This window comes from Halorubrum xinjiangense (genome assembly GCF_900102375.1).
Taxonomy (GTDB): Archaea; Halobacteriota; Halobacteria; order Halobacteriales; family Haloferacaceae; genus Halorubrum; species Halorubrum xinjiangense.
On the sequence record NZ_FNBO01000002.1, the window covers coordinates 258,470 to 280,034 of the forward strand.

General features: G+C 67.4%; 23 protein-coding genes and 1 pseudogene. 8 read left to right on the forward strand and 16 right to left on the reverse strand.

All coding sequences use genetic code 11. The annotated features are described in order from the left end of the window. Positions 1 to 15: 15 nt before the first annotated feature. The 5 genes and pseudogenes from F3H13_RS04170 to F3H13_RS04190 all read right to left on the reverse strand — a co-directional run bounded on the left by F3H13_RS04170 (position 16) and on the right by F3H13_RS04190 (position 3,240). The gene (locus F3H13_RS04170; RefSeq protein ID WP_149797796.1) at positions 16 to 609 is read right to left on the reverse strand and encodes a DJ-1/PfpI family protein; all 594 of its coding nucleotides are present in this window, start codon (positions 607 to 609) and stop codon (positions 16 to 18) included. A 130-nt stretch (positions 610 to 739) separates the two neighbouring features. Next, on the reverse strand, positions 740 to 1,096 hold the full coding sequence (locus F3H13_RS04175; RefSeq protein ID WP_188127993.1) for a HalOD1 output domain-containing protein: 357 nt from the start codon (positions 1,094 to 1,096) through the stop codon (positions 740 to 742). A 72-nt stretch (positions 1,097 to 1,168) separates the two neighbouring features. Then, positions 1,169 to 1,543: pseudogene (locus F3H13_RS04180) on the reverse strand (redoxin domain-containing protein); the annotation flags it as partial. Between the two features lie 196 nt (positions 1,544 to 1,739). Next, entirely contained in the window at positions 1,740 to 2,972 is a 1,233-nt protein-coding gene (locus F3H13_RS04185; RefSeq protein WP_149797798.1) for a two-component system sensor histidine kinase NtrB, read from the reverse strand. Positions 2,973 to 3,060: 88 nt separating this feature from the next. Then, on the reverse strand, positions 3,061 to 3,240 hold the full coding sequence (locus F3H13_RS04190; RefSeq protein ID WP_149797799.1) for a hypothetical protein: 180 nt from the start codon (positions 3,238 to 3,240) through the stop codon (positions 3,061 to 3,063). 220 nt (positions 3,241 to 3,460) lie between these two features. Here F3H13_RS04190 and F3H13_RS04195 point away from each other — a divergent pair, with 220 nt between their 5' ends. Continuing rightward, positions 3,461 to 4,117, forward strand: coding sequence for a helix-turn-helix domain-containing protein (locus tag F3H13_RS04195; protein ID WP_149797800.1), 657 nt, complete (start codon positions 3,461 to 3,463; stop codon positions 4,115 to 4,117). A gap of 85 nt (positions 4,118 to 4,202) precedes the next feature. On the opposite strand, the gene F3H13_RS04200 is transcribed toward F3H13_RS04195, so the two are convergent. Next, entirely contained in the window at positions 4,203 to 5,105 is a 903-nt protein-coding gene (locus F3H13_RS04200) for an acyltransferase (protein ID WP_149797801.1), read from the reverse strand. A 198-nt stretch (positions 5,106 to 5,303) separates the two neighbouring features. On the opposite strand from F3H13_RS04200, the gene F3H13_RS04205 reads away from it, so the two are divergent. Continuing rightward, entirely contained in the window at positions 5,304 to 6,377 is a 1,074-nt protein-coding gene (locus F3H13_RS04205) for an aldo/keto reductase (protein WP_149797802.1), read from the forward strand. Positions 6,378 to 6,849: 472 nt separating this feature from the next. Beyond that, complete coding sequence (locus tag F3H13_RS04210) at positions 6,850 to 7,812, forward strand: hypothetical protein (RefSeq protein ID WP_149797803.1); 963 nt, start codon at positions 6,850 to 6,852, stop codon at positions 7,810 to 7,812. A gap of 285 nt (positions 7,813 to 8,097) precedes the next feature. On the opposite strand, the gene F3H13_RS04215 is transcribed toward F3H13_RS04210, so the two are convergent. Next, complete coding sequence (locus F3H13_RS04215; protein WP_149797804.1) at positions 8,098 to 9,396, reverse strand: RNA-guided endonuclease InsQ/TnpB family protein; 1,299 nt, start codon at positions 9,394 to 9,396, stop codon at positions 8,098 to 8,100. 351 nt (positions 9,397 to 9,747) lie between these two features. Here F3H13_RS04215 and F3H13_RS04220 point away from each other — a divergent pair, with 351 nt between their 5' ends. Together F3H13_RS04220 and F3H13_RS04225 are read left to right on the forward strand one after the other, a co-directional pair. Then, positions 9,748 to 10,488, forward strand: a complete 741-nt coding sequence (locus F3H13_RS04220) for a helix-turn-helix domain-containing protein (RefSeq protein ID WP_149797805.1) — start codon at positions 9,748 to 9,750, stop codon at positions 10,486 to 10,488. 47 nt (positions 10,489 to 10,535) lie between these two features. Continuing rightward, entirely contained in the window at positions 10,536 to 10,727 is a 192-nt protein-coding gene (locus tag F3H13_RS04225) for a hypothetical protein (protein ID WP_149797806.1), read from the forward strand. A gap of 96 nt (positions 10,728 to 10,823) precedes the next feature. Here F3H13_RS04225 and F3H13_RS04230 read toward each other — a convergent pair whose 3' ends face one another. The 3 genes from F3H13_RS04230 to F3H13_RS04240 all read right to left on the reverse strand — a co-directional run bounded on the left by F3H13_RS04230 (position 10,824) and on the right by F3H13_RS04240 (position 13,389). Further along, the gene (locus tag F3H13_RS04230) at positions 10,824 to 12,230 is read right to left on the reverse strand and encodes a M28 family peptidase (protein ID WP_149797807.1); all 1,407 of its coding nucleotides are present in this window, start codon (positions 12,228 to 12,230) and stop codon (positions 10,824 to 10,826) included. A gap of 53 nt (positions 12,231 to 12,283) precedes the next feature. Then, positions 12,284 to 12,991, reverse strand: a complete 708-nt coding sequence (locus F3H13_RS04235; protein WP_149797808.1) for a DUF2270 domain-containing protein — start codon at positions 12,989 to 12,991, stop codon at positions 12,284 to 12,286. 62 nt (positions 12,992 to 13,053) lie between these two features. After that, on the reverse strand, positions 13,054 to 13,389 hold the full coding sequence (locus tag F3H13_RS04240; RefSeq protein ID WP_149797809.1) for a DUF7113 family protein: 336 nt from the start codon (positions 13,387 to 13,389) through the stop codon (positions 13,054 to 13,056). Between the two features lie 104 nt (positions 13,390 to 13,493). Here F3H13_RS04240 and F3H13_RS04245 point away from each other — a divergent pair, with 104 nt between their 5' ends. Then, positions 13,494 to 15,416: an ATP-binding protein gene (locus F3H13_RS04245; RefSeq protein ID WP_149797810.1), complete on the forward strand. Its 1,923-nt coding sequence runs from the start codon at positions 13,494 to 13,496 to the stop codon at positions 15,414 to 15,416. A 13-nt stretch (positions 15,417 to 15,429) separates the two neighbouring features. Here F3H13_RS04245 and F3H13_RS04250 read toward each other — a convergent pair whose 3' ends face one another. Beyond that, positions 15,430 to 15,840 (reverse strand): RDD family protein, encoded by a 411-nt coding sequence (locus F3H13_RS04250; protein ID WP_149797811.1) that lies wholly within the window; start codon positions 15,838 to 15,840, stop codon positions 15,430 to 15,432. Between the two features lie 140 nt (positions 15,841 to 15,980). Here F3H13_RS04250 and F3H13_RS04255 point away from each other — a divergent pair, with 140 nt between their 5' ends. After that, positions 15,981 to 16,436, forward strand: a complete 456-nt coding sequence (locus F3H13_RS04255) for a universal stress protein (protein WP_149797812.1) — start codon at positions 15,981 to 15,983, stop codon at positions 16,434 to 16,436. Between the two features lie 55 nt (positions 16,437 to 16,491). Here the strand turns inward: F3H13_RS04255 and F3H13_RS04260 are convergent, their stop codons facing one another. After that, positions 16,492 to 16,779 (reverse strand): transcriptional regulator, encoded by a 288-nt coding sequence (locus F3H13_RS04260; protein WP_149797813.1) that lies wholly within the window; start codon positions 16,777 to 16,779, stop codon positions 16,492 to 16,494. Positions 16,780 to 16,886: 107 nt separating this feature from the next. Here F3H13_RS04260 and F3H13_RS04265 point away from each other — a divergent pair, with 107 nt between their 5' ends. After that, positions 16,887 to 17,618, forward strand: a complete 732-nt coding sequence (locus tag F3H13_RS04265; RefSeq protein WP_149797814.1) for a DUF4013 domain-containing protein — start codon at positions 16,887 to 16,889, stop codon at positions 17,616 to 17,618. A gap of 52 nt (positions 17,619 to 17,670) precedes the next feature. Here the strand turns inward: F3H13_RS04265 and F3H13_RS04270 are convergent, their stop codons facing one another. The 4 genes from F3H13_RS04270 to F3H13_RS04290 all read right to left on the reverse strand — a co-directional run bounded on the left by F3H13_RS04270 (position 17,671) and on the right by F3H13_RS04290 (position 21,313). Then, positions 17,671 to 18,147, reverse strand: coding sequence for a 50S ribosomal protein L11 (locus F3H13_RS04270; RefSeq protein ID WP_149797815.1), 477 nt, complete (start codon positions 18,145 to 18,147; stop codon positions 17,671 to 17,673). Between the two features lie 727 nt (positions 18,148 to 18,874). After that, complete coding sequence (locus F3H13_RS04280) at positions 18,875 to 20,251, reverse strand: MFS transporter (protein ID WP_149797816.1); 1,377 nt, start codon at positions 20,249 to 20,251, stop codon at positions 18,875 to 18,877. Continuing rightward, a complete protein-coding gene (locus F3H13_RS04285) occupies positions 20,248 to 20,946 on the reverse strand; it encodes a TetR/AcrR family transcriptional regulator (RefSeq protein ID WP_149797817.1) in 699 nt (232 codons plus the stop codon). The genes F3H13_RS04280 and F3H13_RS04285 overlap by 4 nt, the downstream gene beginning before the upstream one ends. 172 nt (positions 20,947 to 21,118) lie before the next feature. Continuing rightward, positions 21,119 to 21,313 carry a cold-shock protein gene (locus F3H13_RS04290; RefSeq protein WP_004596869.1) on the reverse strand — a complete coding sequence of 65 codons (195 nt, stop codon included), beginning with the start codon at positions 21,311 to 21,313 and terminating at the stop codon, positions 21,119 to 21,121. Positions 21,314 to 21,565 lie beyond the last annotated feature (252 nt).

Genomic DNA, 21,565 nt, shown 5'->3' on the forward strand with positions numbered 1-21,565 from the left:
CTGCCACCGGGCGGGTCAGTCCGCGGTCGCCGCCGTCGCCTCGTTGTCGATCTCCGTCCCGAGCAGGTCGAGGAACTGCGCGATCCACTCGGGGTGGTCGGGCCACGCCTGCCCGGTGACGAGGTTGCCGTCGGTCGTCACGCCGTCGACCCACGAGCAGCCGGCGGCCTCGACCTCGGGCCTGACGGCGGGGTACGCCGTCAGCTCGTAGCCGTCGAGGACGCCCGCGGCCGCGAGGATCTGCGGGCCGTGACAGATCGACGCGACGGGCTTGTCGGCCTCGAAGAAGTGCCGCACCGCGTCGAGGACCTCTTCGTAGCCGCGCAGGTACTCGGGGGCGCGCCCGCCGGGAACGACCAGGGCGTCGTAGTCGGCCGGGTCGACGTCGTCGAACCCGTGCGTAAGCTCGAAGTCGTGGCCCCGAGTCTCCAGGTACGTCTGGTCGCCGCGGAAGTCGTGGATCGCGGTCTTGACCGACTCGCCGCCCGCCTTCTCCGGGCAGACGGCGTGGACCTCGTGGCCGACCGCCTGAAGCGCCTGGAACGGGACCATGATCTCGTAGTCCTCGCCGAAGTCGCCGACGATCATCAGTATCCGCTTTCCTGTCATGCGTGTAACACCACCTGCTTGTACGCGCTACTGGCAAATAACGGTACTGGGGAGTGGTACCACGCGACGACAAGGGCCGCAGGGATCGGTCGTGACGGACCGGGTCCGGAGTCACAACTGACGCTGCCGTTCACGTCCGACCGGGGCCGAGCGGCTCGTAGACGCGGATCCACCCGTCGCTCCGGACGCTGACGAGATAGCGGAGGTAGCGGAACTCGACGCTCTCGGTCCCGTTCCGAGCGCCTTCCGTCGTTCCAGGGCCAAAGAACGCGTGATCGATCCCCTCCATGTCGACGGTGTGGTTCAGCCGGAGCTCCAGTTCGGTCGGGTCGACGCCCTCTGCGTCCGCGACGGCGAACACGACGGCCGTCACAAGCTCGCCGTCGCCCTCGGGGTCGTGTAGCCGTTGTGCGACGCGGTTCCAGTGGGCGTTTTGCCCGAGCGTCGGCGTGTCTCCGACGGGGACAGGATCGGCTCGGTCAGCCATTCCACCCACCGATCGAGACGTCTGTCAGGCACGACCGAGCGATACGCGAAGGCGCCGACCGCGCGGGAGCGGTCACTGGGCCGGACCGTCCATCAACGAGAGCACGGTCTGTTCGAGTTCGTCCATGTTGGGGCTGTTGTACGCGTCTTCGGTCTGCCACCTGTAGCGGACGTCGTGCGACTCGTCGAGCTCGACGAGCGCCCGCTTCGGCACGCCGGCGTGGTGTTCCCACTCGTCGTACGCGAGGTCGAGCTCCCTGATGACTTCCCCCTCCGTGTCGCTCAGGAGGGGGAAGGAGAGCCACTCCGCGTCCCGGAAGCCGCAGAGCTCCTCGGTACAGACGGGGCTGAAGTCGAACGGGTAGAACACGAGCACCACCGCCCCGTCGCTCGTGTAGTCGCCCAGCCGGTACTCGGTGATCTCGTCGCCCTCGGTCCCCGGTAACGAGAAGTCGAAGGCGAGTTCCTCCCGCCCTCATACGTTCGTCTCGTTTTATCTGCGGATACCTCCTCGGGATGGTCCACAATGGCATTTATCTGGCCGGGTGTGGACACACGAAATCCGTCGGCGCCCCGAGTCCTGCTTCGGCCGAGTCGCGCACGCCGCGTGCGTTCTGCCGCGCTCCTCGTCCGTCTGTTCCGCGTCAGCCGAGGAATTCGATGCCGGTGATCTCGAACCGGGCGCCGCCGCCCTCCGCCTCGGTCGCGACGATGTCCCAGCCGTGTGCGTTGACGATCGTCCGGACGACCGAGAGGCCGTAGCCGTGCCCGTCGTCGCGCGTGGTGAAGCCGTGGTCGAAGACGTCGTCGGTGATCTCGTCGGGGATTCCCGGCCCGTCGTCCTCGACGTAGAAGCCGGTGTCGAGCGGGCCGACCTCGACCGTCACGTTACCGCCGTGTTCCACGCTGTCGCCGGGCTCTGCCCGGCTGCTAGTCGAGCCATGCTCGACACTGTCGTCGGGCTCCGCCCGACTGCTCGTGGAACCGTGTTCCACGCTGTCGCCGGGCTCCGCCCGGCTGCTAGTCGAGCCATGCTCGACACTGTCATCGGGCTCTGCCCGACTGCTCGTGGAACCGTGTTCCACGCTGTTCCGGAAGAGGTTCTCGAACAGCTCGCGGAGCCGGTCGGGGTCGCTGCTCACCGACGGGACGGGCTCGTAGGTGAGCGTCGCCCCGGCGTCGCCGCCGAGGCTCCGCCAGGCGCTCTCGACGACCTCACCGATGTCGGTCGGCTCCGGGTCGCTAACGACGTTCCCCTGCCGGGCGACGCGAAGCAGGTCGTCGACGAGCCGCGCCATCCGATCGGTCGTCTCGCCGATCGTTTCGAGGTGTTCGTCGTCCCCGGTCTCCTCGTACAGGGTCAGGCTCCCCTGGATGACGTTCAGCGGGTTCCGGAGGTCGTGCGCGAGGATGTCAGTGAACTCCTTGAGGCGGTCGTTCTGCCGCTCTAACATCCGCTCGTACTCCTTGGTCGCCGTCGTGTCCCGACTGACCGCCGCGTACCCGTGGAACTCGTCGTTCCACAGCGGCGACAGCGTCAGCGTAGCCCAGAAGACCGAGCCGTCAGCCCGCCGGTGCCAGCACTCGAACTCGACCGACTCCTCGCTCGGCTCCGCGAAGAAGTCCTCGGGGAGCGAGTCGGCGTCCCCCTCCCCCTCGTCGTCGGCGAACAGCGTCCGCACGTGCCGGTCGAGGACCGCCGCCTCCTCGTACCCGTAGAGGGTCGTCGCCGGGGCGGGCCACGCCGCGACCTTCCCGTCGCCGTCGAGCATGAAGATGGCGTGCGTGGAGACGCCCTCTAGGAGGCGACGCGCGACGGCGTCCCTCGATTCGGAGACGTCCGTCGGGGGACCGAGGGAGTCGAGCGCGTCCGTCATACGGGGAGGACTCTCCCCGCCCGCGAATCAGTTCGGGATGGCCTACCAAGGGCTTTAAACCAGCGACCGCCGGGCGACCGTTCGGCCGTCAGTCAGCCAGTTCGACCACCATGACTTCCATGTCGGACCCGACACCGTCGGCGCGGTACTCCCACGTTCCACGGGGGTCGACGTCGTTTTCGAGGGCGGCGAGAATTACTCGGCTGAGGGCGGCCTCGAACTCCTTCGTGCTTGTAATCTCGTCGTTGGTAGTCGGGTCGGTTGTCATGGTAGGTAACGCGCTCGACTGCGATACGGCGCCGTCGCGGCGTCGGACTCGGCGCCACGCAGACAGATAGGGTCCGCCGTCATGTGCCTCTGCGTCATCTGATACGGCTTCTCACGGGAAAATACTACCGAAAAGCATGATATACCAAGTTATGAGCGTTGGTGTGAGACGCTCGCTACCGAGAATTTAACGCGGTTGCGACTGAACGGGGGCGTATCGAATGAGCGTTATCGCTGAGGCGACCATCCCGTCTGCGGCGTTCGAACTGGGGCAGATACTCCGGGTGGAAGGCCCCACGCAGGTCACGCTGGAGACGATGGTGCCGCTGGGCGGGCGACCAACCCCGTTCATTCGGATCCGGAACGACGCGCGGGAGAGCTTCGAGCGCTCGGTCCGCGACCACCCCTCAGTGAACGACATCCAACTCGTCGACACGCACGACGACGAGACGCTGTACTCGCTCGACTGGGAGCCGTCCGACGCCTCACTGCTGCGGACGATCCCCGACCTCGACGCGGTGCTGCTGGACGCGACGGGCGACGCCGAGGCGTGGTGCCTCGAACTCCGTTTTCCGACCCACGAGGCGCTCTCGTCGTTTCAGGACTACTACGTCGAGGAGGACATCGACGTGTCGATAAACCGGATCTACAACCCCACGAAGCCCGACGCCGACCCCTGGTACGGGCTGACGCCGCCGCAGCGCGAGACCCTCGCTGACGCCGTCGAGGCCGGATACTACTCGCTGCCGCGCCAGATCTCGACGCAGGAGCTCGCGGACTCGTTCGATATCTCCGATCAGGCCGTCACCGAGCGCCTCCGGCGCGGCATCTCCACGCTGGTGCGGAACACGCTGTTGGTCGACGAACCGGACGAGTAGTCGCCGTCGCGTTCTCCCTCCGCCCGCCGCTCAGCGGACGCTCCCCGGACGCTCCTCGGTTGCCCCCCGGACGCTCCCCGGACGCTCAGTTCGGCGGCCGGAGGTCCCGCTGGAACTCGTCGAACTGCTCGAGGTCCTCGGGGAGTTCGTACTCGATCTCGCGGTCGTCCTGATTGTCGGGGAGGCGCCCGTCTTCGAGCTCCTCGGCGGTCTCCTCCCAGCCCGGCTTCACGCGGACGCTGCGGGCGGGCGAGCCGACGACGACGTGGTGGTCGGGGACGTCGCCCTGGACCACGGAGCGCGCGCCGACGACGCTGTTCTCGCCGACCCGGCAGCCGGCCCGGACCATCGCGTCGTAGGTGACGCGGGCGTCCGCCTCGACGATCGTGTGGAAGTTCCGGACCTCCGTCTGGTCGACGATGTCGTGGTCGTGGCTGTAGAGGTGGACCCCGTCGGAGACCGAGGCGCGGTCGCCGATCGTCAGCTTCCCGCGGTCGTCGAGGTGGACGTCGTCGTGGATCACGACGTTGTCGCCGACCTCGATGTTGTGGCCGTAGGTGACGGAGATCCCCTTGAAGAAGCGGCAGTTCTCCCCGCACTCGGCGAAGAGGTGGTTCCCGAGCATCTGGCGGAAGCGGAGCGCGAACTCGACGTTGTCGGCCATCGGCGTGGCGTCGAACTGCCGCCAGAGCCACTGGAGGTGTTTCGAGCGCTGGAAGCGCTCCTCGTCCTTCTCGGCGTAGTACTCCGACTCCAGCGTCGCGTTACACGGGTCGTACCCCTGAAGGCGGACGCGCTCGGCGCGCGACACCGACTCCCCGTCCTGCCACGCCTCCCACGCCTCGCGGTCGCCGTGGAGGTCGATCAACACGTCGCGGACGACCTCGCAGGTGTCCTCGTCCGAGGAGAGCCGCTCGTCCACCTCGTCGATGAACCCTCGGACCCCGGCCTCCGCGCCGTCGGGCAGGGACACGTGTCGCTTTGTCATCGGGCCCGCTTCGTCGCCGTCCCTCAAAGGGATTCGGTTGTGCGAACGCCGCGCGCGGACGCCGGTCGGGGGTGCCGCCCTCTACGGAGCGGAGGCGCCGTCCTCTCGCGGCGGAGGTGCCGTCCTCTCACCGCGGGGGCGTTCCCGTGCGGTGACTGAGACCGCACCCGATAAGTGCGCCAGCCCCTAACGCCGGGTATGGAACACCGCGAACTCGGTAACTCGGGCGTCGAGGTCTCGGAGATCGGCTTCGGCGCGTGGGTCGTCGGCACCGACTGGTGGGGCGACCGCTCGGACGAACAGGCGGTCGGGATGGTCGAGGAGGCGCTCGACGCGGGCGTCACCTACGTCGACACCGGCGACGTGTACGGCCACGGCGACAGCGAGGAGATAATCGGAAAGGCGATCGACGGCCGCCGCGACGAGGTGACGCTGTCGACGAAGATCGGCTACGACTTCTACGACAACCCGCAGGCCGGGCACGGCGAGCTCCCGAAGGAGCTGAACCGCGAGTACCTCACCGAGGCGTTCGAGGCCTCGCTGGACCGGCTCGACACCGACTACGTCGACGTGCTCCAGTTGCACAACGCGAACGTCGACGAGGTCACCCCCGAGGTGCGCGACCTCCTCCGCGAGTGGAAGGAGTCGGGGCGCGTCCGCGCGCTCGGCTGGGCGCTCGGCCCCTCGATCGGCTGGCTCGCCGAGGGCGACGCCGCCGTCGAGTACGAGGAGTTCGACGCGGTCCAGACCGTCTTCAACCTCTTCGAGCAGGAGCCCGGCCGCCACTTCGTCGAGACGATCCGCGACTCCGGCCCCGACACCTCCGTCATCGCCCGCGTCCCGCACTCCTCCGGCCTGCTCAACGAGCAGGTGACGCCCGACACCGTCCTCGAAGACGGCGACCACCGCTCGCACCGCCCGAAGGAGTGGTACGAGACGGGCTGGGAGAAGGTCGACGCGATCCGCTTCCTCGAGGACCCCGACCACGCGGACGGGACGCGCACGATGGCGCAGGCGGCGATCCGCTGGCTGCTCGCGCACGACGAGGTCGCCTCCGTCACGCCGACGTTCCGCGACGGCGACGACATCGCCGAGTGGAGCGCCGCCGCCGACGTGCCGCCGATCTCGGAGGCCGAATACGACCGCCTCGAAGGGCTGTACGCCCGCAACTTCGACATCGACCGCGACGACGGGATGGACGTCCTCCGCACCTCCGTCGACGGCGAGGACATCGAGGCGGCCGGCCTCGACAAGCGCGCGGCCTCGTACTGAGCGGCGGGCCCGCCGCCCGCTTTCGACGACGACTCACCCTTCTATTTCGCATCGAAACCGCACGACAGAGAGCGGACGCTGTCACTCACAACCACTTTCACCGCGGTCCTCCCGGAAGCGGCGCTCCGCGACGTGACGACGACCGTTCAGGGTGCGGACCAGCCGCGTGCTGGTGAGTACGGTAATGGTAACACGGTGAAATACGTTGTCACAAGGAACTCAGTGGGGGTGAGCCGAGAACTATTTGTAGATCTCACAGTATGGTATGTAATAGAAGTCACTCAGAGAGTGGAAGTGGTGGCTCGGTAGGAAGTCTTCATCACAAGGGGCTCGAGAGGGGGTAACGGATCGTCATGGCCACCACAGTCCGACGTACTCGCTCACGATTATAAACTGATTGCGATAGAAGGTGTTTCCATTGATAGACAGGTGGGCAACCAGATTCATTACAATTAGATGAATAGTGGGTATTATGACACGAGGATACGAACGCAGCCTCAGTTCGACGGGAGTATATTTTGATTGGGCATACTTTCAGACTGGGCCCAGTTCGCTATCAGATCCTATTGATTTTAGCTGCCGACTAGATATTAAATCTGAAGATAGTTGGGATATTCCGATTGGATATGAGATTAGCTCATCAGAGAATATCAATATCCACCAATTTCATAATAAAACTGTAAAGGACGGCTCTATCGAGGATTTACCTCAGGTTGATAAATCACTTGAGCAGGTTTCAGTCGAAACGAGTTGGCAACTATCTCTTCCAAGTCATATTACAAATAGACTCAGTCAGGTGCGAACAGATCGTCAAACCACTTTTGGGGACCATTCTTCGCTAGTGCGCGATCTTATCATACCCTTGGAACAACATTTAGCAATCATCACAGAATATCACGGTCATAACTACTGGGGTGATCAGTGGGCTAAAGAAGTTGAGGGGAACCGTCCGTTCGCAATCGGCGATTATATTCAATTCTTTGACACTGAGGCGAGCAAACAACTGGAGGCATACGACATTATTCAAAATAAGATCGACACCGCAGTTGTAGGAAGCCAGCCAGTTACACAGCTGAGGAACGCGTTAAATCACGGTAGGGATCCAGGGGTCACATCAAACCGCGATGAGGTTATATCAGAGGATCAATTTGAGGACATCTATGCGGATGTAACTGCGTTAATGGAAGCTCTGAGCTACGATACACCAGTCATTGGTGAAGTAGAGAGTACGTTTGGCGACTCATATCGTGTACAGTTACACTGGGAGAATATTCTAAAACGAACTTGGATTTCCTGCGATAAAGAACTCAAAGAAGGAGAAATGTACTACTTGCCCCAGTCGGGAATCGGCGAACAGACACAAAAAGTTGAGAGCGGTGATATCATTCCTTGTGAAGAGGAGAGAGCAACGTCATTCCTTCATGATGACTCATAATGTGACTGTATCTGTGTAAATGAGTCTGCTAAACCGGATTTCACAAGTCTGGCTTAACTGAAAACCTTAATTGTGATACATTCTCGGAACTGTGGTAAGTACAAATTGGGTAGCGGCCAAACGTCTTCTCTAACCTAGATCGGATTCTACTGTAACAGCTGATTGTACCGCTGTATCCTGCTTGTAATTAATATCTGCTAATAAAAATCGACTCCTATGGGGGTAACCGACTCTTGACATCCTCCCACCCCTTCAGGAGTGGGATTCTTCCGGTAGGGATGTTGGCTATGCTGTCCCCACAGAGGCAAGTTTCCCGTCCCCAGTACTCCGGTTTGTGCGCTCCTCGTTGGGACTGGCCCTCCCGGGAGAGTGTGATAGCTCCGACCAGGTGTGGTCGTCCCACTTGAGGCGCACGGGCCGTGCCATCGACCTAACGGGTTCGTCAGCCTGCTTGTCGAGGAACGTGCGAGACGCGCACAGGTCGGCATGGGCTTCGTGACCGCACGGACACCGGAACACGTCGCCGTCCCGGTCGGTGTCGTCCTGCTCGCCACACGTCGGGCACGTTCGCGTTGTGTCGGCTTCTGACCGTACCTCGACCGTGATACCGTATTCTTCGGCGGTGTGGGACAGCCGCTCGATGAAGGCCCGGAACGCCCAGAATTGGTGCGTCTTTGCGTTCACCTCGGCACACCAATGCGTCGAAAGAACGTCCGTGAGGTCGCCCACGTATACCGTGGTGACCCCTTCGGCGTAGAGCCGTTCCATCAGGTGTCGAACCAGTGCGTCTTGTGCGTGGTTGCGCCGTCTCGTCCGTGTGCGATACAGCCGTCGTATCCGCTGGCTGCTGTATCGTCCCTCACGGAGTTTGGACTGTAACCGAGCGATCTCCGCGGTCGTCTCACGGAAGCGGTCGAACAGGTCGCGCCCCTCGTAGAGGTACTGCTGTCCAGTCGTGGTAGTACAGGCGACGAGATTGTTTGCGCCCACGTCCAGCGCGGCTTCGTGCGAAGCCAGTGGTGAATCCTGCTGAGAATCAGGTACGGTGACAGGCTGAAAGGCCCTGAACGTGTCGTCCGTCTCATCGTACTGTATCTCCAAGCGACCTTGTTCGCCATCCCACTTCGGGTTGCCAGCAACTTCGAGGCGCAGGCGGTCGTGATAGCCAAGTCCGTACTCGTCTTTCAGGGCGTGGCCGACTGGGATCTCAACTCGTGATCGCTCGCCGGTTTCCAGCGTGTATTGGTCGTTGCGGATGAACGTGCGGAGTTCTCTGCCGTCGTCCTCGTTGCCCCAGTAGCCCGGCGGAGCAGTGTTCTCTCCGTTTTCGCGGGCGGCGAAGAACGACCGCCACGCGGATGTGTTCTTCCGAATGATCTGCTGTGCGGTGGCAGAGCCGAGCACATCGACGTACTGTTTCCGGTAGTCGGCGGTGTCCCACACGCTTTTGCCGTCGAAGAACTGCTGGCGGCGCTCGTAGTTCAACTCGTTCCACAGGCTTGCAGAGGCGTCCAACAGATCCCGCAGTAGCCGCTTATCGTTGTCGGAGAGCGGGCGTACCGCGAACGTGTTGGTTCGCCTCACGACACCAATTGATATAGTCTTGCGGTCCTAAAGTCTTGTCACTGATGCGTCCAAACGTGGATATTCCGTGGTCGCTCCACGGACAAGTGAAAGAGTGGGCCGAGGAAACCGACCGAACCCTCACCGAAGCGTACACCGAGTTAGTCAACACTGGACTCGCTAACGTGGAACATCCAGACGAGTCGTAGCGTGTGGTTTACTACGGAATGGTGTCGCTCAGATCCACCCTGAAGGGGTGGGCTTCCGCTCGCTACGTGTCATCGCCACCACGTCCTCGGTTGCGCGGTCGGAGGTATAAATGGCTCGCGACGGTCCGGAACCCGTTTGAACGTCGGCGACATCGGATCACCCATGCGGGAAGTGACGTTCCGGATCCACCACGCGGGGGAGCCGGAGTGCGAGGTGAGCGCGCGCCACCCGGAGGTGCGGTACCGGTCCGTCTCCTCGATGACCGGGAGCGGGCCCGAGCGCAAGCGGATCGCGGAGCTCACCGGGCCGCCGGCGGAGATCGAGTCGTTCGTCGAGGAGTTCCGCGAGTTCGACCTGATCGTCTCCGCCGAGCCGCTGGCGCCGATCGAGGGCACCCACGCCTACGTCGCGCTGACGATCGACGCCGCGGCCGCCGACTGGGACGGGATCGGGGACCGGTTCTCGCGCATGGGGATCCACTACCGAACGGGGACGACCATCTCCGGCGGCGTCGAGCGCTGGACGGCGTACCTGGGGGAGGACGACGACCTCTCGGCGGTGATGCGCGAGCTCGAACGCGGCGGCAACGAGGTGGAGCTGGCCCGGAACGTGGAGCTGGCGTCGATCGAGCGCTCGCCGCAACTGCCCGCGTCCGGTCTCCTCGACGACCTCACGGACCGGCAGCGAGAGGTCCTCGCGACCGCGATCGCCGCGGGCTACTACGACCACGGCGGCGGCGTGGGCGTCGAGGAGGTGGCCGCCGAGCTGGGACTCGGCTCGACGACGGTGTGGGAACACCTCTCGCGCGCCGAGTCCGCGGTGATGAACGCGCTGTTCGATCGGTTCGCCGAGGGCGAGCCGGTCGGCGCGGTCCGTGAGCGAGATCGAACAGATGCGGCGTGAACGGGGTCAGACCAACGCTTTTGTAGCTTCGGGACAGAGCGCCGCGCATGGACGACGGAACCGTCTCCGTGCCGGACGAGCAGTGCGAGCGCCTCGCGGCCCTCGCCGCCGCCCGCGGCGTGAGCCCCGAGACGCTGGTCGCCCGGCTCATCGACGACGCGTACGCCGGTCTCGACGCCGACGGCGACGCCCCCGAGTCGCTCCCGCTGGGCGTCTGCGACGGCTCCGACGAGGAGTGAGTCGGGCGGCGGACCGTCGCGAGGCCCGTGAGCCACCGCGCCGGGCCCGTTCGGACTCGTTCTCGCCGCCGCTTCGCTCCGCCGCCTCCGTCGCCGTCACTCGCCGTAGGGCCACCGCCCGCCCGTCTTCAGCTCCTCGACGTAGCCCTCGTCGATGGCGTCGCGGATCGACTCCCGCGAGCGGTGGGTCGCCCCGACCTCGCCAGTCGCGAACCGGTAGACGGCCGCGGCGACGAGCGTCGCCACCTCGCGGAGATCGCGGGAGTCGAGCTTATCGAGGGTGTCGGCGTGGGTGTGGCCCCAGCCGCGACCCGACTGGTCGCTCGTCGTCGACGCCATCACGGCCGGGATCCCCTCCTGGACGAACGCCCACTGGTCGCCGTGCGGCGAGATCGTCTCCCCGACCGTCAGGGGCGTGTCGAACGCCGCCGCGACCGCCTCGAACGTCGAGCGCATCCCGTCGAACCCGTTCGTCCCCACGCGGAGGTTCCGCGAGCTACAGGCGCCGTCGAGGTTGACCACGCAGGCGATCTCATCCTCCGGCGTCGTCTCGGCGGCGTGGTACGCCCCCCACAGCCCGATCTCCTCGGAGCCGAAGGTGACGAGCCGCACCCGGGTGTCGAGGTCGCCCTCGACGGTCGCGAGCAGGCGGCCAACCTCCGCGACGAGCGCCGACCCCGCGCCGTTGTCGTTGGCGCCGTCGCTCACGTCGTGGGCGTCGACGTGCGCCGTGAGGTAGACGGCCTCGTCGGTCTCCGGCCCGACCTCCGCGACCGCGTTGACCGAGGTGGTCGGCTCGTTCCGGCAGTCGACGTCGAGCGAGACGGTCGGGCGGTCCCCAGCGGCGGCGCCGCTTCCCGAACCGTCGCCGCCCCGTTCCCTGTCACCCTCGGCCGCCTCGGCGAGCCGCGAGAGCCGGTCCCCGACCTCCTTCGAGACGCCGACGGCGGGGATCGGGCCAGGTCGGTTGTGGTAGCCGATCTCGCCGGTCGGCGGGAGCGCCCCCTCGATGTGGTTCCGGAAGACGAACCCGACCGCGCCGCGCTCGGCGGCCGCGACGTACTTCTCCATCCGGTGGATCCACCGGTCGTGGCTCTCCGGCGTGCGCGAGGAAGCCATCGCGACCGCGCCGTCGAGGTCCTCGCCCGCCTCCGCGAACTCCTCGTCGGTGCCGTCGCCGACGTCGACGAGCGGGGCGCTCACCTCGCCGCTCGGGGTTCCGGGCAGCGCGATCACCTCGTGGGAGTTCTCGTGGCGGCGCTCGACCGGGCCCGACACCGACAGCGACGACTCGCCGCGCCACCAGCCGGGGATCTCGAACTCGTCGAGGCCGGCGTTCCGCAGACCGGCGGCCTCGAACGCCTCGACGACGCGCTCGGCGCCGCGGCGCTCGCCGGTCGATCCCGCCATGCGGTTCCCGATGTCGGTCAGGTCGGTGAGGAGGTTCCACCCAAAGTCGCTCGTCCGCGCGTCGCCCACGACGCGGTCCGGTAGCTCGGCCATACAGTCCGGTTGGGCCGGGAGCGAAAAGGGGTTGCGGGCGGGGTGCCGCCGACTCACTTCCAGTCGTCGGTCTCGGCGGCGGCCTGCATCTCGCCTTTGGCCCGCCGCGGGGCCCGCCGCAGCGTCAGCAGCAGCACGACGAGGTAGAAGCAGGCCACGACCGCGAGCACGAACGCGCCCGGGATCGCGCCGACCGCGGCGGTCGCGACGACGCCGTTTCCGGACGGCGTGAACACGGTGAGCCTGACGACCCACGCGGCGATGAGCACGGAGAAGAGCGGCGTGTACACCCGGCGGAGGCGCCGGGACACCGCCTCGACGGTCGGCATCTTGATCGTCGGCTCGCGGAGGTCCGCGCTCAGGAGCCGCCGCCAGTTCGACTCCTCGACGCCCTCCGGGTCGAGCGCGTTCGCGAACACGTTCTCCTCTAAGAGCCGCACGCGGGACCGCCAGACGTCGAAGGTGCGGTACCGGCGCGTCTCGATGCCGAGGAAGACGCTCAGCATGACGAGCCCGATGAGCAGCACGTAGTGCGGCCGCGACTCGCTCGAGAAGGTCCACGTGAGCAGCGACGCCGTCACCACGACCGCCCAGTTGGTCGTCCGGTCGATGCGGGTCCGCCACGAGCTCGTCCGCCCGAGCTCGCCGCGGTAGGTGTGGCTCATCAGCGAGAGGAAGTCGGACCGGTCGGTCGCGGCCGCGGCCGCGACCTCGCGCTCCTCCCGCGACTCGGGATCGAAGTCCTCCGGTGGGTCGGACATACGGGCCGTACCGGGGCGGAACGGGTAAAAGGGTGGCCGCGGGCGGTCTCCGTCCGACGGTCTCAGGCGGGGTCTGCCGCGGTCACCTCGACCGCGACGTCGGCGGGGTCGACGCCGATCCGCGCGAACTGCGTCCGCACGTGGTCGCGGGCCGCCTCGACCGCCTGGTCGCGGGTGTCGAACCCGCGTGGCATCGGCTCCTCGAAGGCGACGCGGATCTCCTCGCCGTCGACGACGAGCGGTGAGCCGCCGCTCTCGACCTCGTAGAAGGAGTCACACACCCACACGTACGGCGCGTCCTCGTTCGGCGCACCCTTGTACGCGGGCGGCTCCTCGCCGCGCTCGAACACCGTGCCGGTGAGGTCCGTTCCGCCGCCGCTGCCGCGAACGAGTATCATGCCACGGGTACGGGGTCGAGCGGGATAAGGGCGCCGCGGGAGGGAGTCACGTCTCGCGCGACGCGAGGGCAAACGCTTTCGGCCCGGCGACCGGTGAATACGCCATGACGCTGGAGGATTTCACCGAGTTCACCGGTGACGGCGACGGCGACGGCGGCGCTCGGGGGGAGGCGGACGGCGCCGTGGAGGCCGGGGACGGCGGCGACGGCGGAGCTGACTCCGCGATCGACCCCGGAGGCGAGTCCGCGGCCGACGGCGGGGGCGCGGCGGGCGCGGCGCCCCCGGACGCGCCCGAGCCTGACGCGGGCGACGACCGCGAGGACGACGCGTTCGCCGACTACGAGGCGACGCCGGCCGGCAGCGACTCGGGGCTCGGCGTCGTGTCGGTCTCGCAGGGGCTCCGCGTCGCCGAGGAGGAAGACGAGACGTCGCTGAAGGCGTTCGTCACGACGGGCAACCGCGAGTCCGTGCGCCTCGGGAAGTACCTCCTGATCCCGTATCCGGACGGCGAGCGGTTGTTCTGCCGGATCACGGGGTTGGAGTACGCACAGGAGTTCCAGTCGGACGACGCGACGGAGATCCACGCCCGCCGGCAGATGCGGCGCGACGAGTTCGCCGAGCGCGACTACAAGTTCGTCGCCGACTTGGAGCCGATGTCCGTCGTCTACGGCGAGGGCGAGGGGATGAAACGGCGGATGACAGACCGGGTGCCAAAGCCCGGCGCCGTTGTCGAGGAGGCGGCCGACGACGCCGAGATCAAGACGGGGCTGAAGATCCCCGACGACGGCGTCTTCCTCGGGCACCTCTCGGTCGGCGGCGAGAAGGTCCGGACCGCGGCGGAGCCGCCCACGGTCGACTACCGCGTGAAGGACGACTACGCCGACGGCGACCCGCTCGCCTTCCGCCACACGCTCGTCGCCGGCGGCACCGGGTCGGGGAAGACCCACGCCTCGAAGAACGTCCTCCGGCAGTACCTCGATTCTGACCGGACCTACCCGATGGGCGACGGCCGCGAGTCGCGGATGGCGGTCGTCCAGTTCGACCCGCAAGACGAGTACGCGCAGATGCACGACGACAACCCCGACTTGGACGACGCGTTCGCGCGACGCTTAGAGCGCGAGGGGATCGCCCACGGCGGCCACGACGATACGGTGGCGCTCGTGCCCCGCGTCGCGAACGCGACGTACCCCGGCGAGGGGCACCGTGCCGAGCGCGTCGAGTTCACGATCCCCTTCTCTTTGGCGGACGACATGCCGTGGCTGGTTGCCGGCTCCGGGCTCAACGACAACCAGTACCCCGCGCTGTTGACGCTACTCAACCGCTTTTTCGACAGCTACGGCGACTCGGGCACCTACAGCCAGTTCCTCTCGTACCTCGACGATCCCGCGCTCAAAGAGGAGCTCCACGAGGGCGGCCGCGTCCACGAGGCGACGTTCGACGCCGTCAAGCGGCGGGTCCGCGGGGTCCCGAGCGGCGTGTTCGACCAGGACGCGAAGCCGATCACGGAGTTAGACCACACGCTCGTGCGCCCCGGCGGGCTCTCGGTCGTCCCCACCTACCACCTGCCGACCTCCCGGCAGAAGGAGATCGTCGTCCTCGCGGTCGCGGGGCTGCTCATCGACGACAAGCTCTCGAACGACCCGGAGAGCGACCGGATCAAGGAGACGCCGCTGTTGGTCGGGATGGACGAGGCGCACAACTTCCTCGCCGACGCCGACAACGTCCAGGCCCAGAAGGTGGTCCAGAAGTTCACGGAGGCCGCCAAGCAGGGCCGCAAGGAGCGGCTCGGGCTCTTCCTGATCACCCAAGACCCGCAGGACGTGGCCGAGTCGGTGTTCAAGCAGGTGAACACGAAGATCGTCTTGAACCTCGGCGACGAGGACGCGATCTCCAGCGTCAACATCCCGACGAACCTCGCCGGGAAGGTGCCGTACATGGAGAAGGGACAGATGGTCGTCTACTCGCCGGACAACTCGGAGCCGGTCGAGCTGATCGGGCTCTCGGAGTGCGTGACCCGGCACGACTGACGGCGGGACCCAGTTAGGCCCGCACGACCATCGTGTCCGCGAACCGGTCGCCGAGCCGCTGGTTTTCGCGCGAGTCGGCGATGAACACGACGCCCGCGAGGATCAGCAGGAGCGAGAGCCCGCCGAGCATCTTGGTGACGTTCCGCGTGACAGCGGCGAGCGCGGAGACCTCCTCGCCATCCGTCCCGACGACCTCGATCCCGGCGGCCCACTTCCCCGGCGTGTTGCCCCAGACCGCCTCCGAGACGACGTACCATCCCACCGTGACGAGGAGGAAGGCGAGGTCGGCGAGGCCGGCCGAGACGACGCCGACGAGCGACGAGACGACCGCTGCGACGGCGACGCTCGCGACGATGTCGACGAGCCACGCGCCGCCGCGGGCGGTGACCGACGCCAGCTGCGACTGCGCGTACGGGGTTCCCATAGCGGATCGCTGAACGGGCGGCAGGCAAGTGTTTTGTGACCTCGCCGATCGCGGGGTCCCGATCCGCGTCGCCCGCGCGGATTGTCGCCGACCCGAACTCGCCGCCGCCCTTTTTAGCCGGAGCGGGCGAACCGCCGCGTATGAGCAAACGCATCCTCGTCGCGGTCGACGGGTCGGAGGAGGCCGCCGAAGCGCTGGGGTTCGCCGCCGCCGAGTGGCCCGACGCCGACCTCACGGCGCTCCACGTGATCAACCCCGCCGACTCGGCGACCGGCGCGGACGGCGGGTTCCCGGGGGCGTCCGACCAGTGGTACGCCAGCGCCAAACAGCGCGGCGAGCGGGTCCTCGCGGAGGCGGCCGACGCGGTCGATCGGGAGGTCGAGACGCGACTGGAGGTCGGGCGCCCGACGAAGACGATCCTCGGCGTGGCGGGCGGCGAGAAGCCCGTCGGCGAGGACGGCGACGACCCCGACGAGCCGTTCGACCACGTCGTCTTGGCGAGCCGGGGCCGAACCGGGCTCTCGCGGGTCCTCCTCGGCAGCGTCGCCGAGGGCGTGGTCCGCCGTGCCGAGGTGCCAGTTACCGTCGTCCGGTGAGCGCGTCCCGCGGCCGCCGCGGACCGGCTACTCCTCGGTGCGCTCGGCCGCGCTCCTACTCCTCGGCTCGCTCGGCCGCGACCACTTCGCCGACCATCGACCACCCCTCCTCGTCGGGGCCGGAGCGGCCGAGCAGGATCCGCTCGTAGTCGTCGGAGCTGATCAGCCGGACGTCGGCGTCGGGGTCGGTGTCGGTCCGGACGCCCTCGCCGCGGAACTCCCGCTGGAAGAACTCCGTCGACGAGAACTCGAAGACGCCGCTCTCGCCGGTGTCGAGTTCGAGCCGCACGGGTCGGGGTTGGACGTTGTGGATCCGCTTCGCGATCGGGTGTAGATCCGGCATACCGACGGGTCGGGGCCGGTCGGATAAAATCCGTCGGCTCCGGTGGCGGCTGAATGCCGTCGTACCACTTTAATACCTCACGGCGCGTGCGGACGCTGAGAACCACCATGATAGAAGCATCGCTCACCTATCTCCGCGACGGCGACGACGCCGTTACCACCGCCGTCATCGGCGGACTCCTGCTCCTCGCGAGTCCGCTCGTCATCCCTTCGATCCTCGTCTTTGGCTACCTCGCCCGGGTCCTGCGACGGACCGCCGACGGCGACGACGACCCGCCGGTCTTCGGCGCGTGGGGAGAGCTCTTCGTCGACGGACTGAAGGCGTTCGCCGTCGCATTCGTCTACTCGCTGCTGCCGCTCGCGGTCGTCGCGGTCGCCGCGACGGTGACCCTCGGCGCGTTCGTCGTGGTGCCGGGGACCGCCGACGGCGGCGCGGGAACCTTCTTCGGTACCTTCGTCGTCGGCGTCCTCGTCCTCGTCGTCGGGCTCGTCGCCCTCGCCCTGTCGCTCGTCGGGCTCTACGTGACGCCGGCGGCGCTGGCCGCGGTGGCGGACTCGGGGAAGGTCGGCGACGGGTTCGCCGTCGGCGCGCTCTGGGGCGTCGTCACGAAGCGGGCGTACGCGACCGGGTGGGCCACCGCCGCGGTCGTCGTCCTCGCCGGCGCGCTCGCGATCGGCGTGCTCTCCGTGGTCCCGATCCTCGGGACGATCGCCGGCGTGTTCGTCCAGTTCTACGCGCTCGTCGCCGCGGCCGCGATCGTCGGCTGGACGTGGGCCGACGTGCGGCCGGTCGCGACCGAACCGCCCGAGCCGGAGCCCGCGGAGCGGCCCGTGGTGTGACTAATCAGAACTGAAAACGCCGCCGAAAACCGCAGCGCCGCGAAACGGAGCGTTACTCGTCGAGGACGTCGTCGTACTCGCCGGCGTCGACGCGGTCGTCGAACGTCCGGGCGTCCTCGCCCTCGATGGTGACGCCGAGGGAGGCGCAGGTGCCGCCGACCTCCTTGGCGGCGGCCTTCGTGTCGTACGCGAGCAGGTCGGTCGACTTCTGCTCGGCGACCTTCTTCACCTGTTCGATCGACATGTCGGCGACGAAGTTCTCCTGGGGCTCGCCGGAGCCGGTCTCGAAGCCGGCCTCGTCCTTGATGAGCTCCGCGGTGGGCGGCACGCCGACCTCGATGGTGAAGGAGCCGTCGTCGTCGTACTCGACGGTGACGGGCACCTCCATGCCGTCGAAGGCAGCGGTCTCGTCGTTGATCTCCGCGACGACGTCCTGGACGTCCACCGGCGTCGGTCCGAGCTCGGGACCGAGCGGCGGGCCGGGGTTGGCCTGCCCGCCGGGGACGAGCGCTTCGATAGTTCCAGCCATGTCCGTACGAACCCGGTGCCGACTTTTAACGGTTGTTCTTTCGGGCAGGGGGCGATAGCGGTTCGCACACCATATATATCGCGTAACCGGCGGTGAACGACCCGTTTGACGAGCGACGTCGGGCCATCGCGTGTTTATAAAAGAGCCTGGGATACCGAGTGGAACGCTAGCGAACCTCCGGCCGCTCGCTTATAAATGGCTGCCGACGTGTCGACCCCGAACACCGCCAAAGCCCCAGCCGCTCGGTGATACGCGGTCGCTGCCGCGGAGAACACCTCCAAAGCCCCAGCCGCTCGGTGATACGCGGTCGCTGCCGCGGAGAACACCTCCAAAGCCCCAGCCGCTCGGTGATACGCGGTCGCTGCCGCGGAGAACACCTCCAAAGCCCCAGCCGCTCGGTGATACGCGGTCGCTGCCGCGGAGAACACCTCCAAAGCCCCAGCCGCGAGGACTCGGGGGCCTTGCTGCGCTCCTCGCTCACTTCGTTCGCTGCGGTGCTTGCTGCGGCCGCCTTCGCCCTCGCGGCTGCCCCTTTGAGTCCCGCCCCGCACCGCTCCGCACAGCACCTCACACCTCCCCAGCCTCGTCGCTGGCACCCTCCGCTTCGCTCCGGGAGCCAGCGACTCCCTCGCGCGTGCGACTCGCGCCCTGTCGGGCGCTCGTCGGCACGCGCCACCGCCTCGATCATCTATAAATTGTGTCCACGTAGGGTCGAGGGCGCAATCGACTACGAGTCGACGACCTTTGACGGGTCGCTCGAACCCGCCTCGTCCGCGACGCGTCCGGGGAGGAACGAGCCCGTCTCCCGCCGGACGCCGAGGAGGAGGACGCCCCCGGCGATGAGCGGGAGGGCGGCGCAGGCGGCGTAGATGGGGGTGAAGCCGACCGCCTCGATGAGCGGGAGCGACACCATCGGGCCGAGGCCCCCGCCGACGTCGCCGAGGACGTTATTCGTCCCCGATGCGCGCCCCATCCGCTCGTCGGGGGTCAGGTCCGCGAGCAGGGCCATCATCGGGCCGCTCGTCCCGCCCTGTCCGGCGCCGATGAAGACGCAGGCGAGGCCCAAGGAGATGACCGACCCGGCCCGGGCGAGCAGCAGGAACCCGACGAACGAGACGACGAGGAACGTGAGCAGGATCGGCGTCCGGGAGTCGCGCGTGTCGGAGATCCGGCCGCCCGCGAGCATGAAGAACGCGGCCGAGACGACCGTGCCGGCCATGAACAGCCCGGAGGTGCCCTGCGGGGCGAGGCCGAAAAGCGAGATGTCGTTCGCGCCGAGGAACAGGACGAGCGTGGAGAACAGCGCGCCGATGTAGGCGAACATCAGCCCGAAGTTGACCAGCCCGACCGTCACGGCGGGGACGGCGGTGTCGACCTCCCACGGCTTGATCGAGTCCCCGGAGCGGTCGCCCGTGACGTGCGTCTCCGGGACGTACCGGTACGCGACGACGCTCGCGGTGAGCGCGAAGGCGGCGGCGACGGCGAACGCCGCGACGTTGCCCGCGACCGCGGAGACGACGCCGCCGAGCACGAGGCCGGCCGGGAACCCCATCGTGATCCCGCCGCGGACGATGCCCATGTTCGTCCCCCGCGAGCCGCTGTCCGAGAGGTCCGCCGCGATGGTGTAGGCGGTCGCGAACACGGCCGCGGAGCCGAGCCCCCACAGGATCCGCGCGAGCAGGAACCACGTCTCGGGTGCGACGGCGAGCCCGATCGGCGCGAACCACTCCTCGGGACCGACGACCAGCGGGCCGGCCGCGAACGCCGGCAGCGAGGCCGCGAGCGGGCGGAGCGACTCGGCGGGCGGCATCGCGAGCGCGACGACGTAGCCGAGCGTGGCGACCCCCTCGACGAACAGACCGACGACGAACGGCGTGCGCGTCCCGTACCGGTCGACGAGGGCCCCAGCCGGCGCGTTCGCGACGAGCCGCACCCACCGGTTCGCGGAGAGGATCGCGCCGACCATGAACGCCGAGATGCCGAGGACTGCGCCGAGGTTCGGTAAGATCGGGAAGACGACCCCGCCGCCGAACCCGACGAAGAACGTACTCGCGATCACCGCGAGCAGCACCGGCGGCGGCCGCTCGAACCCGAGGCGGGTCATTCGGGCTCGTCTGCGCCCTCGCCATCCGAGTCGTCCGGTTCACGTCGGAGCGCCTCGATCGCGTCGTCGAGCGGCGGTAGGTCCACCCCTTCCGCGAGCAGCGGGCCGACGATCCGCCGGAGCGCCGCCTCGGCGACCTCGCGGGTGTAGCCGTCGGGCTCGTCGTCCCGCACGGAGCCGGCGAGCGTGATCTGGCGGGTCCGCGCGCCGTCGAGGGTCGCCACGAGCAGCGCCGCCGTCTCCTCGACGTCGACGTCGCGGAAGACGCCTTCCTCGATGCCGTCCGCGAGGATGTCCGCGACGGTCCCCCGAAGCAGCCGGTCGCTGCGCGCCAGCTGCTCGCGGATCCGCTCGTTGAACGGGCCCTGCGTGCGCAGCTCCAGCAGGGCGATGTGGAACGCCTCGCGGTCGGCCTCCTCGGGAGCGAAGACGAACCACCCCACGAACTGGACCAGCCGGTCGACGGGCGGGTCGTCGGCGCGGGCCGCGATCCGCCCCTCGGAGTCGGAGATGATGTGCTCTAAGAAGGCGACGAGCAGGTCCTCCTTCGTGTCGTAGTGGTAATGGAGCAGCGACTTGCTCTTCGAACACTCGTCGGCGATGTCTTGCATCGTCAGGTCGGCGTAGCCGTGAGCGCGGAGGGCGCCGTACACCCCGTCCATGATCTCCGCTGCCGCGCTCGGCGAGTCGCTCATTGACTGACCGGTCAGTCAGCGAGCGGTAAATCCCTATCGGTCGGGGTCGTTCGCTGCCGAAACCGCTCGGCGCCGAGGCGGGCGGCCGTCCGCGGCGGAACGCGGTTCGGCGCTGTCGCTCGGCGGACGAGAACAGTCAAAAAGCCGATTCGCCTCGGGTGTCGTCGCCGACTTACAGACGGGTGACGTTCGACGCGCGCGGACCCTTGTCCGCCTCCTCGATGTCGAACTCGACTTCCTGACCCTCTTCGAGGTCCGGGCCGCCGACGTCCTCCATGTGGAAGAACACGTCCTCGTCCGCGTCGTCAGTCGAAATGAAACCGTAGCCGCCAGTGTCGTTGAAGAAGTCAACTTCGCCTTTCGCCATTGCGACCGAAGAAGCGGGAGTGGGACATATAAGGCTTCCGCGACGGTTCGCGGCGTGGAACCCGCTGTCACGATCTGCCCCTCGAACGTCCGTCGCGATCCGGCCATCGAACGGCCGTCACGGTCGGGGTCTCACGGGCCCGTCACGGTCGGGATCCCAGACGTCACGATCTCCCCTCGGCGGCGGGCGTCGTTCGCGAGTCCGACCGCGGTGCGCCGCCGCGTCCGTGTCACGGCGTCGTTCACCGGTGTC

Coding starts and splice junctions, on each gene's coding strand:
- F3H13_RS04260 (WP_149797813.1), bottom strand. CDS start 16,779: ATGCCGGATCTACACCCGATCGCGAAGCGGATCCACAACGTCCAACCC.
- F3H13_RS04240 (WP_149797809.1), bottom strand. CDS start 13,389: ATGATACTCGTTCGCGGCAGCGGCGGCGGAACGGACCTCACCGGCACG.
- F3H13_RS04270 (WP_149797815.1), bottom strand. CDS start 18,147: ATGGCTGGAACTATCGAAGCGCTCGTCCCCGGCGGGCAGGCCAACCCC.
- F3H13_RS04230 (WP_149797807.1), bottom strand. CDS start 12,230: ATGGCCGAGCTACCGGACCGCGTCGTGGGCGACGCGCGGACGAGCGAC.
- F3H13_RS04220 (WP_149797805.1), top strand. CDS start 9,748: ATGCGGGAAGTGACGTTCCGGATCCACCACGCGGGGGAGCCGGAGTGC.
- F3H13_RS04170 (WP_149797796.1), bottom strand. CDS start 609: ATGACAGGAAAGCGGATACTGATGATCGTCGGCGACTTCGGCGAGGAC.
- F3H13_RS04195 (WP_149797800.1), top strand. CDS start 3,461: ATGAGCGTTATCGCTGAGGCGACCATCCCGTCTGCGGCGTTCGAACTG.
- F3H13_RS04185 (WP_149797798.1), bottom strand. CDS start 2,972: ATGACGGACGCGCTCGACTCCCTCGGTCCCCCGACGGACGTCTCCGAA.
- F3H13_RS04200 (WP_149797801.1), bottom strand. CDS start 5,105: ATGACAAAGCGACACGTGTCCCTGCCCGACGGCGCGGAGGCCGGGGTC.
- F3H13_RS04225 (WP_149797806.1), top strand. CDS start 10,536: ATGGACGACGGAACCGTCTCCGTGCCGGACGAGCAGTGCGAGCGCCTC.
- F3H13_RS04290 (WP_004596869.1), bottom strand. CDS start 21,313: ATGGCGAAAGGCGAAGTTGACTTCTTCAACGACACTGGCGGCTACGGT.
- F3H13_RS04285 (WP_149797817.1), bottom strand. CDS start 20,946: ATGAGCGACTCGCCGAGCGCGGCAGCGGAGATCATGGACGGGGTGTAC.
- F3H13_RS04205 (WP_149797802.1), top strand. CDS start 5,304: ATGGAACACCGCGAACTCGGTAACTCGGGCGTCGAGGTCTCGGAGATC.
- F3H13_RS04190 (WP_149797799.1), bottom strand. CDS start 3,240: ATGACAACCGACCCGACTACCAACGACGAGATTACAAGCACGAAGGAG.
- F3H13_RS04265 (WP_149797814.1), top strand. CDS start 16,887: ATGATAGAAGCATCGCTCACCTATCTCCGCGACGGCGACGACGCCGTT.
- F3H13_RS04210 (WP_149797803.1), top strand. CDS start 6,850: ATGACACGAGGATACGAACGCAGCCTCAGTTCGACGGGAGTATATTTT.
- F3H13_RS04235 (WP_149797808.1), bottom strand. CDS start 12,991: ATGTCCGACCCACCGGAGGACTTCGATCCCGAGTCGCGGGAGGAGCGC.
- F3H13_RS04250 (WP_149797811.1), bottom strand. CDS start 15,840: ATGGGAACCCCGTACGCGCAGTCGCAGCTGGCGTCGGTCACCGCCCGC.
- F3H13_RS04255 (WP_149797812.1), top strand. CDS start 15,981: ATGAGCAAACGCATCCTCGTCGCGGTCGACGGGTCGGAGGAGGCCGCC.
- F3H13_RS04175 (WP_188127993.1), bottom strand. CDS start 1,096: ATGGCTGACCGAGCCGATCCTGTCCCCGTCGGAGACACGCCGACGCTC.
- F3H13_RS04280 (WP_149797816.1), bottom strand. CDS start 20,251: ATGACCCGCCTCGGGTTCGAGCGGCCGCCGCCGGTGCTGCTCGCGGTG.
- F3H13_RS04245 (WP_149797810.1), top strand. CDS start 13,494: ATGACGCTGGAGGATTTCACCGAGTTCACCGGTGACGGCGACGGCGAC.